Origin of the sequence: Photobacterium andalusiense (assembly GCF_900185625.1) — a bacterium.
Classification (GTDB): domain Bacteria; phylum Pseudomonadota; class Gammaproteobacteria; order Enterobacterales; family Vibrionaceae; genus Photobacterium; species Photobacterium aquimaris.
The window spans coordinates 170,636-184,739 of sequence record NZ_FYAJ01000004.1 but is presented as its reverse complement, the minus strand read 5'-3'; the positions used below and the strand labels follow the sequence as shown (position 1 = coordinate 184,739).

Sequence of the window (14,104 nt, the reverse complement as noted above, 5' to 3'; positions counted from 1 at the left end):
ACGATATTGCCATCATCATTATCAGGAATTTTCATGAAAGCCATATTCTCAAGGATTGGAAAATTCTTCCTTGCTATCGGGAAGTTAATTAACTTTACTCGCAAATTTGTCCTTAACATTTTGTTCGTTTTTATTATTGGCGCGATCATTTTTGCATTAACCGATGAAGATAAACCTACCGATACCACACAACCTTCAGCCTTAGTACTTAACCTGTCTGGTCCGATTGTTGAACAAAAGAATTATGACAATCCATTTAACAGCGTTATGAATGAAGCATTAGGTAAACCTGATGTACAGCAGAATGTATTGTTCGATATTGTCGAAGCGATTCGTGCTGCCGCAACAGATAAAGACATTACCGGACTAGTACTTAACCTGAAAGGCATGTCTGAAACCAGCTTAACCAAAATGCGTTACATCGCTAAAGCAATCGAAGAGTTTAAAGCTTCAGGTAAACCTGTTTATGCTTATGGCGATAATTACAGCCAAAGCCAATATTACTTAGCCAGTTATGCTGATAAGGTGTTTTTGTCCCCAGATGGTGGCGTTATGCTAACTGGCTACGGTACTTACACCCTGTATTATAAGAGTTTGCTGGCTAAGTTAGACGTGACAACCCATGTGTTCCGTGTCGGTACTTATAAGTCGTTTGTTGAACCTTATATTCGTGACGGCATGTCAGCGGCAGCAAAAGAAGCTAACACCGTATGGCTAACCCAATTATGGGGTGCATTCAGTGACGATGTTGCTCAAAATCGCAATATTAAACCACAAACATTAACCCCAAATATTGATGAGTTTGTGACTCAACTAGAAGCTGTTAATGGTGATTTTGCTCAATTAAGTAAAAAATTAGGCTTAGTTGATTCACTGGTTACCCGTGATCAAATGACTCAATTTTTGATCAAAAAATTCGGTGCTAATAACAAACACAGCTTTAAACAAATTAGCTATTACGATTACTTACCACTATTAGTTGATAATCAACAACCATCAACCAATAAAGTAGCAGTTGTTATCGTAAACGGTGCGATTGTCGACGGTCAAAGTAGCCAAGGTTCAGCAGGTGGTGACACCATCGCAGAGTTATTACGTAAAGCACGTTTTGATAAACAAGTGAAATCGGTGATTCTACGCGTTGATAGTCCAGGGGGTAGCGCTTTCGCCTCAGAGATTATTCGTAATGAAGTTGATGCGCTTAAAAAAGCGGGTAAACCCGTGGTGGTTTCAATGTCAAGTGTGGCAGCATCTGGCGGGTATTGGATCTCATCCAGTGCTGATGAAATTATTGCACAGCCAACAACAATCACCGGTTCAATTGGTATCTTTGCTATTTTAACCACCTTTGAAAAAGGTTTAGAAAAACTCGGCGTCTACAGCGACGGTGTTGGCACAACTCCTTTCTCTGGTGTTGGTGTAACCCGCGCATTGCCAGAAGGTGTAGCAAAAGTATTCCAACTTGGGGTTGATAACGGCTATCAACGCTTTATTGGTTTAGTGAGCAAATACCGCCATATGTCATTAGCACAAGCAGATAAAATTGCTCAAGGTCGTGTATGGACGGGTAAAGATGCTCAACAACGTGGCCTCGTAGATAAACTCGGTGATTTTGATACGGCAATTACCGCTGCGGTTGAATTAGCGAAGGTGAAAGATTACCAATTAGTATGGATGCAACAACCACTATCGCCAGTACAGCAATTCTTTAAAGAATTATCAGGCGAAGTAAAAGTCCAACTGATGACAATGGTATTTGGTGATATGCCATCGACCTTAGCACCTGTTACTAAAGTCGCCAAGGATCTGACCTCATTAACTAATTTTAATGATCCTAATGGCCGTTATGCCTTCTGCTTAAACTGCAGTACGGTTAACTAACCATAACAACGCCGATAACCCGACCATGTTTTATTGGTCGGGTTGTTCGCGAGTTATCATTTCCACTCACACTAAAAGCAGTAATTTACACCACAACAGTTCAATTAATCAGCACAGTTAACTACGATCACATTTTAACTCACACAATTACACTGCAAATCTAACTAACCTCGCATCTTCATATAGTTTGCGTATAATACGCGCACTCATTCGTTCATTCTGAGCTCAAAATGGAAAGAAAACACATTTATATCGCTTATACTGGCGGCACTATTGGTATGCAAAAATCGGATCATGGCTACATTCCTGTGGCTGGTTTTATGCAGAAACAATTGGCAAGCATGCCAGAATTCCATCGTTCAGAAATGCCAGAATTCACCATCAATGAGTATTCACCACTCATCGACTCATCAGATATGACGCCGATGGATTGGCAGCGTATTGCTGATGATATTAAAGCTAATTATGATAAATATGATGGCTTTGTTATTTTGCATGGCACCGATACCATGGCTTACACCGCATCAGCGTTATCATTCATGTTTGAGAATTTAGACAAACCTGTGATTGTGACGGGTTCACAGATTCCATTGGTTGAATTACGCTCTGATGGTCAAAGTAATCTGCTCAATGCACTCCACATTGCTGCTAATTACCCGATTAATGAAGTCACGGTATTTTTCAATAATCAATTGATTCGTGGTAACCGTAGCACTAAAGCACATGCTGATGGTTTTGGTGCATTTATTTCGCCAAATCTACCGCCATTGCTAGAAGCGGGGATCAATATTAGTGTTAATGGCATTGCTCAAATAGATAAAAAACCAGAAGGTACTTTTAAGGTACATACCATCACACCTCAACCGATTGGAGTGATCACTATGTATCCAGGTATATCTCCTGAGGTCATTCGTAATACTTTACGCCAACCCGTCAATGCGATGATCTTACTGACCTTTGGCGTTGGTAATGCACCACAAAATAAAGAGTTGCTTGAGCAATTAAAAGCAGCGACAGATCGTGGCGTTATAGTGATGAACCTAACCCAATGCCTATCAGGCAAAGTAAATATGGGTGGTTACGCAACAGGTTGTGCTCTGGCTGATGCTGGCGTATTAAGTGGTTATGATATGACGCCAGAAGCAGCACTGGCTAAATTGCATTATTTATTAAGCCAAAACCTGAGTACTGAAACCATTCGTAGCATGATGCAGCAAGATTTACGTGGTGAATTAACCCACTAAAACAACGCCTCATATACTTAGCAACAGCACTAAAAAAGAGCCACTATGGCTCTTTTTTAGTGCTAATTTTCTAACACTGATTACCACAAAGCCAACTACACTTATTGCAATACAATCACTCATTGAGCCAAGCAATAAGTAATGACTATGATTTTACATGGCACATCAATCTCACCTTTTGTACGCAAAATAATGTTAGCACTCAATTACAAAGGTATTCGTTACGAGCTTCAACCGCTTAATCCTTACCTTGAAAAAGAGTTGGCGCACAAACGGCATCCGATGGGGAAAATCCCGGTACTTGAACATGACAAGTTAACCATTATTGATTCAACGGTTATTGCGCATTATTTAGATGATGTCTATCCCATTCCGCCGCTATATCCAGGCAATGCCCAACAACGTGCTCAAATACGCTGGCTCGAATCTTATGCAGCCACTCGAGTAACCTCGTTAATTGGCGGAGTGTTATTTTACCAAAAAGTTTTACGCCAAAAGATGCAGGGAAAAAGCTGTGATCAAGAAGCTGTTAATCAATGTTTAACTCACCATCTTCCCGATGTGCTGCATTACCTCAATCAACAAATTCCGTCTCAAGGATATATCAGCGATCATTTCTCAATGGCGGAAATTAGCTTATGGAGTGTATTTCGTAATGGTTGGATGAGTGGGCTACGTTTACAGCCACACTATCCACAGTTACATGCTTATTTACAACGTATCGAGCTTGAACCATGGATTGCCAATCTTATCGCAGAAGAAGATCATCAATTACAAGATTTCTATTGTGAACCAATGATCTTACCGCACCCATCAAGCTCATGATTACAGCTGATCATGATCAAAACGGGCAATATCATTGTCTGTAGTATTGTTGTCATCACGGCTAGATATGTCATTAGCAAAATCACGTTTAAATTCTGCTTTTGATTTAAATTTTATTTCGCCACCAGCTGCCACTGTCATATGATCAGGATTTAGATTATGTCGTGATTGATAGAGCATCACAGCTTGGATTGCACTATCACGCAATTGTGGTGTTAACACTGAGCCATCAAGCCATTTTCCTGTTTCAACGGCAGTTAAAATTCGCTGGTAAATCTCTGGTGTCATCGAGGCTAGTAACTGACTAATATCCATATTGTTCCCTTTATCCTGATAATTAGATGATATTTAGTTGCAGGCTGAGTTTAATTCTATCGTTAAATGACACCCACATCACACTCGTTTAAGTTACAAAAAACAAGTCGTTTACAAAATACAATTTAATGCTAAATTTATGCTTCTATCATTTCAAATAAGTGCATATTTTGGCCATCGTCTCTTTACCACTGACAATCACACCTCGCTATGATGTCTCCTCGATAGCTGCTATTTTATTACTGCCGCTATTAGTCAGTGGTTGCTTTGATCGTTACCGTACAACCGATAGCCTATGCAATGATAATCCTCAATTATGTCAACCATTAAATCTTAATGACGGCCAATGTCGAATTCAACGTACCAATCTCATTTGGCAACGCTATGACACTCTACAAACGCCAACCGATCAACACAAATTCAAAGAACTAAAAGCAACCCAAGAATATCAATTCTGTCTAGAATACGCGGCGCGCATTGAACCAACCGAGTTAAAACAACGTAAAACAAAGCGAATAAAAGCATTGCATCATAGTTATGAAGCTATCGATAGACTTACTCAAGAATTACAGTTTTCGCAAGATCCACATATTATTTTTTACCGTTGGGCGCAAGGAGACCAAACGGCTAAACAGCAATTTATTGCCCTTGAAGGGAACACAGAACTTGAGCACCCAGAATTACAATTAGCACTGGCTAGCTATTATATTGACAAAAATAAAACTAAGACGATCAGTATATTGCACCATAGTCTTAGTCTATATAAAGCTAATGATAATATTAATATCAATATATTACACACACTAGCGACATTATATTACCAACAAGAAGATATCGCAGCCGCATATGTATGGACAAAAGTTGCCAATCAATATCAATCAAATACACCGCCAAAAACAGTGACGTCATCAATGAAAAATCGCTTTAGTTTAACCGATAAAGAACGGCAGAAATTGAATACTACCGTCATCGATATCGTTAAAAAATTAAACAATGGTCAATATATTCAAACAACAATCAAGCTACCGAACTAATTATCTGACGCAAACAGCAGTGAAATTGAATTAACACAATAGCGTTCACCTGTTGATGGCGGACCATCCGGAAAAATATGCCCAAGGTGGCTATCACATTGTGAGCAGCGGATTTCCGTACGCACCATGCCATGGCTATTATCATTTAAATAGCGAATACATTCTTTAGTAATAGGCGCATCAAAACTTGGCCAGCCACAACCAGAATCATATTTATTGATAGAAGAGAATAAAGATTGACCACAACAGGTACAGGAATAAATCCCAGTCTCACGGTTATGGAGCAATGTACCACTAAAAGGTGCTTCAGTAGCTTGCTCACGACAAACTTGATAAGCCGCTGTCGATAACTTATCTCGCCAATATGCATTATCTTTTTTATTCATTCTGCATTGCCTTTTAAAAAAATTGTAACTAAACCGAATAAATATATTTGCTATTTAGGGTCACTGTACCACATACTTCCTGTGCAAAAAGTCACATAAACCCAAAAAGCATATTTTGTTTTTGAATATATGATTAAAAGTTAATAATTACTGTGACGGTAATTTAAACAATATTTGTACAAATTACCGTCGTTGTAGTGGAAATGTAAAAAATATCCGAACTTTTTTTTGACCTTAAGCAATTTAAACGTTTTTTTTGCTTGCAGGCTTACAAAGGATTCTGTAATTTTACTACCAGTTATATTTCATTAGAAATTAAGTTGTGGAGCAAACTGTAATGACAATCAAAGTAGGTATTAACGGTTTTGGCCGTATCGGTCGTTTTGTTTTCCGTGCATCGCAAGAGCGCACTGACATCGAAGTTGTTGGTATCAACGACCTAATCGACGTTGAATACATGGCATACATGCTTAAGTACGACTCAACTCACGGCCGTTTCAACGGTACTGTTGAAGTTGAAGGCGGTAACCTAATCGTTAACGGTAAAACTGTACGTGTTACAGCTGAGCGTAACCCTGCTGATCTTAAGTGGGATGCAATCAATGTTGACGTTGTAGCTGAAGCAACTGGTCTATTCCTAACTGACGAGACTGCACGTAAGCACATCGAAGCTGGCGCTAAGAAAGTTGTTCTAACTGGCCCATCTAAAGATGCTACACCTATGTTCGTAATGGGTGTTAACGATGCAACTTACGCTGGTCAAGATATCGTTTCTAACGCTTCTTGTACTACTAACTGTCTAGCGCCTATCGCTAAAGTTCTTAACGACAACTTCGGTATCGTTTCTGGTCTTATGACAACTGTACACGCAACTACAGCTACTCAAAAAACTGTAGATGGTCCTTCTGCTAAAGACTGGCGTGGTGGTCGTGGTGCTGCTCAAAACATCATCCCATCATCAACTGGTGCTGCTAAAGCTGTAGGCGTTGTTCTTCCAGAAATCAACGGCAAACTAACTGGTATGGCTTTCCGCGTACCAACTGCTAACGTTTCTGTAGTTGACCTAACAGTTAACCTAGAAAAAGGTGCATCTTACGAAGCTATCTGTGCTGCTATGAAAGCTGCATCAGAAGGCGAACTAAAAGGCATTCTTGGTTACACTGAAGATGCAGTTGTTTCTACTGACTTCAACGGCGACACTCGCACTTCAATCTTTGATGCTGCAGCTGGTATCGCACTTAACGATAACTTCGTTAAAGTTGTATCTTGGTACGACAACGAAATCGGTTACTCAAACAAAGTTCTAGACCTAATCGCTCACATCTCTAAGTAATAATGTAAGCAATTAGCTGACTTTCTTTGAAAGCTGATAGTAAGAGGCGACGCTTAAGGGTGTCGCCTTTTTTATATCTAAAATATAGTCACTCACCAATAATAGTGCGCTATTTTCACGACCAGTCATAAATTAGCATGTTATAAAACAAACATCTAAATACACGTTCACGTCATAAAACATGAAACATACAGATCAAAACCGTAACAAAAATAACAAATAACTTTCTATATTCTTTGATATTTCAAAACGAAAAATAAGTTTTCATTGTTTATGTTTTTGAATGAAAAGCAGACAAAAACATAAACAATAGGCGCTTGTGCCACTCAACATTAAGGAAAAGCAGATGGATTTACGTCAACTTTCGACAATTAATGCATTATCTGATGCTATTACCGTATGTGAATATCAAGGCGTGAAGATTATTCGCATCATTCACCCAATGGTTGAAGCCGGTATTTCTCTCCACGGCGGTCATTTGCTTTGGTTTAAACCTGCAGGTGAAAAAGACCTTATTTGGTTAAGCGAAGAAGCTGAATTTGATATAACAAAAGCAATTCGTGGTGGCATTCCAGTCTGCTGGCCGTGGTTTGGCAAAGCTGCGACACCATCACATGGCTTTGCTCGTACTAGTGAGTGGACATTATCGCAACACCGTGAGAATGATAATGGCGTTATTGTTACTTTAACGCTGGAAGATAATCAAAACACACGTGCAATTTGGCCACATAAGTTCCATAACCAAATGACGTTTGAAATGAGTACTGAGTTAAATGTTAGCCTAACATCAACCAACACAGACACTCAACCTTGGTCATATGGTGGTGCATTACACACTTACTTTAATATCGCCGATATTAATGCTGTTACTATCACTGGTATGGGTGAAGAATACCTCGATAGCACTCAAGCAGGGAAAGTTTGTCAAGGCGGTGATGTGTTAACATTCAATACTGAAACAGATCGTGTTTATACACATCCTCAGGCGACAATTGAAGTTAATGACAAAAACAACCAACGTACTATTTTGGTGACTAATCAAGGTCATAACGCCGCTGTTATTTGGAACCCTTGGCAAGAGCTATCCATCAGTATGGGTGATATGGCCAACAACAGTTTTGAAACAATGGTATGTGTCGAATCAACGATCCATACGCCAACCATTGAATTACAACCTGGACAAACACATACGTTATCAACACGTATTGCAGTTCAGCGCTAAGTTATCATTTATCGCTAGCAAGCAATGTTGTCTTGCTAGCGATTTATGCCAACATCGTTGCTGTCGATTGAATCAGTACCCACCCGTTGCCATCAGGATCATTAAACGTCGCAAATCGCCCTTCCATCATGGTAATAATTTCTGACAATGCCACACCTTTACCACTCAGCTCTTGGTAGGTTAACTGAATATCATGCGTTTGAACCACTAACCCTTGTACTCCCCCGGCTTCCATTCCCGCAAATGGTTTTACTAAACTGATCGTCGTTTCTGCGCCTTTAGGCACCAACTGTACCCACCGCATCTGTTGATTATCAGCATGATCTCTAATCACTTCAAAGCCTAATACATCACGGTAAAATTGCAGCGCCTGATTTTGATCAGACACAGGAATCGAAATGGTATCGACACGACAAATAGCCATAGCATCTTGCTCCATATTCAAAAAACAATATCGATCGTTATCTATTGAGATTAAGTCAGCTATAAAAGTTTTGTGAAAAAAATAAGCTCTGTCGTCAAAATTCTTACAATTTTTCATTTACTCTTGATCCTAAGACAGAATAAAAAAACACTCTAATGACAAAAAAACACAATAAAACTACAGCTAACAATAAAACCAAATTATTGATTCAATATAATCATTCAAAACAGTCATAACAACCAATAAAACCCCAACATTAAGCATTAACACTCTACTAACACAACCATCAATTAAAACAAAAGAAACAATCACATATAGGTTGATTTTGCAACAAATCAGCTTGCGAACCCCCTGTAATTCAAGGATAGTGGTTGATATTGGTTACTTAACCAGCAGTTTTATTCCATTTCTTCTACATTTATTTATTTACCAACCAGTAACTCTGCAATACAAAGTGATAAGTTCAGGCTAGGCTTAAATAAGTAACCAATGCAAAAACATCATGTTTTTCACTCGTTACTCTTAAATATAAGAACGATTCAGGGGGCATACTATGAGTATTTTTGACCACTATCGTCAGCGCTATGAAGAAGCTAAGGACGAAGAGCTTTCATTACAACAATTCCTTGATATCTGTAAAGACGATCGAAGTTCTTACGTCAATGCAGCAGAGCGTCTTCTAATGGCCATCGGCGAGCCAGAAATGATCGATACAGCGCAAGATCCACATCTTAGTCGCTTATTTTCAAACCGCGTAATATCACGCTACGACACCTTTAAAGACTTCTATGGCATGGAAGAAGCCATTGAACAGATTGTTTCTTATCTTAAGCACGCAGCACAAGGGCTTGAGGAACGAAAACAAATTCTGTACTTATTAGGCCCTGTTGGTGGTGGTAAATCATCACTTGCTGAAAAACTAAAAAGTTTAATGCAAAAAGTGCCTATTTACATTCTGACGGCCAATGGCGAGCGTAGTCCAGTTAACGATCACCCTTTTTGTTTGTTTGATAAACAAGAAGATGGTGGGCTGCTAAAAGATGAATACGGTATTCCAGGGCGTTATCTAAATACGATTATGTCGCCATGGGCAGCAAAACGACTCCATGAATTTGGTGGTGATATAACGCAATTTAAAGTTATAAAAGTTCGCCCATCAATTCTTGATCAAGTTGGTATTGCAAAAACTGAGCCTGGTGATGAAAACAACCAAGATATCTCATCGTTAGTCGGTAAGGTAGATATTCGTCAGCTTGAGCACTTTTCTCAAGATGATCCCGATGCCTATAGCTATTCTGGTGCGTTATGCAAAGCAAACCAAGGTTTGATGGAGTTTGTCGAGATGTTTAAAGCGCCACTGAAGGTGCTACATCCATTATTAACGGCGACTCAAGAAGGCAACTATAACGGTACTGAAGGACTATCAGCATTACCTTTTGATGGCATGATTTTAGCGCACTCAAACGAATCAGAGTGGCAAACATTCCGTAATAATAAGACTAACGAAGCCTTCCTCGATCGTGTTTATATCGTGAAAGTGCCTTATTGTTTACGGGTTTCTGAAGAAATACGTATTTACGAAAAGCTACTACAAAACAGTGAATTATCATCAGCCCCATGCTCACCGAGTACCCTAGAAATTCTTGCTCGCTTCACAGTTCTATCCCGTCTTAAAGAGCCAGAGAATTCTAGTGTGTATTCAAAAATGCGTGTTTATGATGGCGAAACACTCAAAGACACCGATCCAAAAGCAAAATCTTATCAAGAATACCGTGATTACGCCGGTGTCGATGAAGGCATGAATGGTCTCTCAACCCGTTTTGCCTTTAAGATCCTATCACGAGTATTTAACTTTGATCATGCCGAAGTTGCAGCTAATCCTGTGCATCTATTTTATGTGCTTGAGCAACAGATTGAGCGTGAACAATTCCCACAAGATATTGCTGAAAAATACCTTGAACATCTCAAAGGCTTTTTAACGCCTAAATATGTTGAGTTTATTGGTAAAGAAATTCAAACGGCATACCTTGAATCTTATTCCGAATATGGCCAGAACATTTTTGACCGTTATGTTAGTTATGCTGACTTCTGGATTCAAGATCAAGAATACCGCGATCCTGATACTGGCCAATTATTTGATCGTTCAGCACTCAATAATGAGTTAGAGAAAATAGAGAAACCAGCAGGCATCAGTAATCCAAAAGATTTCCGAAATGAAATCGTTAATTTTGTACTTCGTGCTCGTGCTAATAACGCAGGTAAAAATCCTAACTGGACCAGTTATGAAAAACTGCGCACGGTGATTGAGAAAAAAATGTTCTCAAATACAGAAGAGCTATTACCGGTTATTTCCTTTAACGCCAAAACATCAACCGATGAACAGAAAAAGCATGATGACTTTGTCGCTCGAATGATGGAAAAAGGCTATACCCGTAAGCAAGTACGTTTATTGTCTGAATGGTACTTACGCGTGCGTAAGTCGTCGTAGCCAACTGACAACAAAGGGGGGAACTATGGCACATTTTATTGATCGAAGGCTCAACGGTAAAAATAAGAGCACCGTCAATCGCCAACGTTTTTTACGCCGTCACAAACAGCAAATAAAAGAGTCTATTGCTGATGCGGTAAATAAACGTTCGATTACTGATGTCGATAGTGGTGAGGATATAACCATCCCCTCTCGCGACATTAGTGAACCAATATTTCATCAAGGTAAAGGTGGACAACGTGAAGTCGTCCATCCTGGTAATGACCAATTTATTGCAGGTGATCGCATTGAACGCCCACAAGGAGGTGGCGGTCAAGGTGGTGCAGGAGAAGGTCAAGCAAGCCCTGATGGTGATGGCCAAGATAATTTTGTTTTTCAAATATCTAAAGATGAATATCTTGATTTATTGTTTGAAGACTTAGAACTGCCTAACTTACAGAAAAATGCCATTAATCAGTTAGTCGAATGGAAGACATTCCGCGCTGGTTATAAATCACAAGGTGTGCCATCAAATATTGCAATCGTCAAATCATTGCAAAACTCACTCGCTAGACGAACTGCAATGACGGCAGGTAAACGTCGTAAAATGCGTGAGCTTGAACAAGCGCTTGAGCTACTGTTTACCACCGAACCCGCTCAGCCCTTTGAAGAGGAACGTATCAAGCAGGAAATTACTGCCTTACGGAAAAAAATTAATAGTACACCGTTTATAGATACTTTTGACTTACGTTATAAGAACTATGAACGTCGTCCGCAACCATCAAGCCAAGCTGTGATGTTCTGCTTAATGGATGTCTCTGGCTCGATGGATCAGGCAACGAAAGATATCGCTAAACGGTTTTATATACTGCTGTATTTATTTTTAAACCGTACTTACAAAAATGTTGAAGTGGTTTTTATTCGCCATCACACTCAAGCCAAAGAAGTCGATGAACACGAGTTTTTCTATTCACAAGAAACAGGCGGCACCATTGTTTCAAGTGCATTAAAAATGATGCATGACATCGTTAAACAACGCTATCGCCCTGAAGAATGGAACATCTATGCAGCACAAGCATCTGATGGCGATAACTGGGCAGATGACTCGCCAGGCTGTCGAGAATTACTTGATAAACACATCCTGCCACTGACACGTTATTACTCATATATTGAGATAACGCGTCGAGCACATCAAACCCTATGGCGAGAGTATGAAGCCTTACATAGTGGTCACGAAAACTTTGCAATGCAAAATATAAAAACTGTGGATGATATTTTCCCTGTGTTTAGGGAATTATTTAAAAAACAAGTTAGTTAAATTCATACCATTTCATCAAACTGAATATAATCGGCACCACGATAAACTACGTGCCGATTATCATTATTTATCAGTTAGATAATTGAATAAACATGGGGAGATTGAGTGATGGCAATAACGACAAAAACAAAACCACTCAGTGATGGACCAGATTGGACGTTTGATTTGCTTGAACAATATCACGTTGAAATTAAACGTGTTGCTGCACACTATCGTCTTGATACTTACCCAAATCAAATTGAAGTTATCACTGCCGAACAAATGATGGATGCCTATTCCAGTATTGGAATGCCTATCAATTATCATCACTGGTCATTTGGTAAACGTTTTATTGAAACCGAACGTGGCTATAAACACGGTCAAATGGGATTAGCCTATGAGATAGTGATTAATTCAGACCCTTGTATCTCTTATCTGATGGAAGAAAATACCATTACTATGCAAGCGTTAGTAATGGCACATGCCTGTTATGGACATAATTCTTTCTTCAAAGGCAATTATCTTTTTAAAACTTGGACTGATGCCAGTTCAATCATTGATTACCTACTTTTTGCTCGTAAATATATTACTGAATGTGAAGAAAAGTATGGTGTAAATGATGTTGAGAAACTCCTCGATTCTTGCCATGCACTAATGAATTATGGTGTTGATCGCTACAAGCGCCCACAAAAAATATCATTAGTAGAAGAAACTGCTCGCCAAAAAGCACGAGAAGATTATCTGCAATCACAAGTGAATTCTCTATGGCGAACAATCCCTCAACACCAAGCAAAAGAAACAATTATTGAAGAAGAGCGTTTCCCTGCCGATCCTCAGGAAAATATTCTGTATTTCTTTGAAAAGCATGCGCCATTACTTGAACCTTGGCAGCGAGAGTTAGTACGTATTGTTCGTAAAGTTAGCCAATATTTTTACCCACAAAAACAAACCCAAGTAATGAACGAGGGGTGGGCTACATTTTGGCATTACACTATTTTAAATCACCTTTATGATGAAGGTTTGGTTACTGACCGATTTATTATTGAGTTTTTGCACAGCCATACTAACGTAGTCGCACAACCTGAATATAATAGTCCGTATTACAGTGGCATTAATCCCTATGCGTTAGGTTTTGCAATGTTCCAAGATATACGTCGTATTTGTGAAAACCCAACCGATGAAGATAAATATTGGTTCCCAGATATCGCGGGTTCTGATTGGCTTGAAACGTTACATTTTGCGATGGAAAACTTTAAAGACGAAAGTTTTATTAGCCAGTTTTTATCACCTAAATTAATGCGTGATTTTAAACTATTTGCTGTTAACGATGATGACCGTCATAACTATGTAGAAGTCAGTGCGATACATAATGAGGAAGGCTATCGCATGATTCGTGAAAAATTATCATCACAATATAATCTCAGCAATAATGAGCCTAATTTACAAATTTGGAATGTCGCATTACGCGGTGATCGCTCACTCACATTACGCTATATTCCTCATAACCGTATTCCACTTGCAGAAAGCCATACTGAAGTAATAAAACATTTACATCGGTTATGGGGCTTTAACGTTACTTTAGAAGAAGAGTTACCAGATGGACGTGGAAAAATAATTGCGACCTGCCCTGCCAACACTCAATATAATACCGATATATAACCAATAAAAACCGCCTT

12 protein-coding genes are annotated in these 14,104 nt (G+C 39.2%); 9 read left to right on the top strand and 3 right to left on the bottom strand.

From position 1 onward, the window contains the following. Positions 1 to 33 precede the first annotated feature (33 nt). The 3 genes from sppA (at position 34) to PAND9192_RS11760 (ending at position 3,950) form a co-directional block, all read left to right on the top strand. Positions 34 to 1,881 carry a signal peptide peptidase SppA gene (gene sppA, locus PAND9192_RS11770; protein WP_087853976.1) on the top strand — a complete coding sequence of 616 codons (1,848 nt, stop codon included), beginning with the start codon at positions 34 to 36 and terminating at the stop codon, positions 1,879 to 1,881. 230 nt (positions 1,882 to 2,111) lie between these two features. After that, the gene (gene ansA / locus PAND9192_RS11765; RefSeq protein WP_087853975.1) at positions 2,112 to 3,125 is read left to right on the top strand and encodes an asparaginase; all 1,014 of its coding nucleotides are present in this window, start codon (positions 2,112 to 2,114) and stop codon (positions 3,123 to 3,125) included. 141 nt (positions 3,126 to 3,266) lie between these two features. Further along, positions 3,267 to 3,950 (top strand): glutathione S-transferase family protein, encoded by a 684-nt coding sequence (locus PAND9192_RS11760; RefSeq protein WP_234999130.1) that lies wholly within the window; start codon positions 3,267 to 3,269, stop codon positions 3,948 to 3,950. Here the strand turns inward: PAND9192_RS11760 and PAND9192_RS11755 are convergent, their stop codons facing one another. Beyond that, positions 3,951 to 4,265 (bottom strand): YeaC family protein, encoded by a 315-nt coding sequence (locus tag PAND9192_RS11755; protein WP_087853974.1) that lies wholly within the window; start codon positions 4,263 to 4,265, stop codon positions 3,951 to 3,953. Positions 4,266 to 4,435: 170 nt separating this feature from the next. Here PAND9192_RS11755 and PAND9192_RS11750 point away from each other — a divergent pair, with 170 nt between their 5' ends. Continuing rightward, entirely contained in the window at positions 4,436 to 5,299 is an 864-nt protein-coding gene (locus PAND9192_RS11750) for a DUF2989 domain-containing protein (protein ID WP_234999128.1), read from the top strand. Here the strand turns inward: PAND9192_RS11750 and msrB are convergent. Further along, complete coding sequence (gene msrB, locus PAND9192_RS11745) at positions 5,296 to 5,685, bottom strand: peptide-methionine (R)-S-oxide reductase MsrB (protein WP_087853973.1); 390 nt, start codon at positions 5,683 to 5,685, stop codon at positions 5,296 to 5,298. The genes PAND9192_RS11750 and msrB overlap by 4 nt on opposite strands. Positions 5,686 to 6,022: 337 nt before the next feature. Here msrB and gap point away from each other — a divergent pair, with 337 nt between their 5' ends. Both gap and PAND9192_RS11735 read left to right on the top strand, forming a co-directional pair. Continuing rightward, positions 6,023 to 7,018 carry a type I glyceraldehyde-3-phosphate dehydrogenase gene (gene gap / locus PAND9192_RS11740; protein WP_060998147.1) on the top strand — a complete coding sequence of 332 codons (996 nt, stop codon included), beginning with the start codon at positions 6,023 to 6,025 and terminating at the stop codon, positions 7,016 to 7,018. Between the two features lie 346 nt (positions 7,019 to 7,364). Next, positions 7,365 to 8,240, top strand: coding sequence for a D-hexose-6-phosphate mutarotase (locus tag PAND9192_RS11735; protein WP_087853972.1), 876 nt, complete (start codon positions 7,365 to 7,367; stop codon positions 8,238 to 8,240). A 43-nt stretch (positions 8,241 to 8,283) separates the two neighbouring features. Here the strand turns inward: PAND9192_RS11735 and PAND9192_RS11730 are convergent, their stop codons facing one another. Then, positions 8,284 to 8,664: a VOC family protein gene (locus PAND9192_RS11730; RefSeq protein WP_087854122.1), complete on the bottom strand. Its 381-nt coding sequence runs from the start codon at positions 8,662 to 8,664 to the stop codon at positions 8,284 to 8,286. 553 nt (positions 8,665 to 9,217) lie between these two features. Here PAND9192_RS11730 and PAND9192_RS11725 point away from each other — a divergent pair. The 3 genes from PAND9192_RS11725 (at position 9,218) to PAND9192_RS11715 (ending at position 14,087) form a co-directional block, all read left to right on the top strand. Next, on the top strand, positions 9,218 to 11,152 hold the full coding sequence (locus PAND9192_RS11725) for a PrkA family serine protein kinase (protein ID WP_060998145.1): 1,935 nt from the start codon (positions 9,218 to 9,220) through the stop codon (positions 11,150 to 11,152). Positions 11,153 to 11,177: 25 nt separating this feature from the next. After that, positions 11,178 to 12,449, top strand: coding sequence for a YeaH/YhbH family protein (locus PAND9192_RS11720; protein WP_087853971.1), 1,272 nt, complete (start codon positions 11,178 to 11,180; stop codon positions 12,447 to 12,449). Positions 12,450 to 12,557: 108 nt separating this feature from the next. Beyond that, on the top strand, positions 12,558 to 14,087 hold the full coding sequence (locus PAND9192_RS11715) for a SpoVR family protein (protein WP_087853970.1): 1,530 nt from the start codon (positions 12,558 to 12,560) through the stop codon (positions 14,085 to 14,087). Positions 14,088 to 14,104 lie beyond the last annotated feature (17 nt).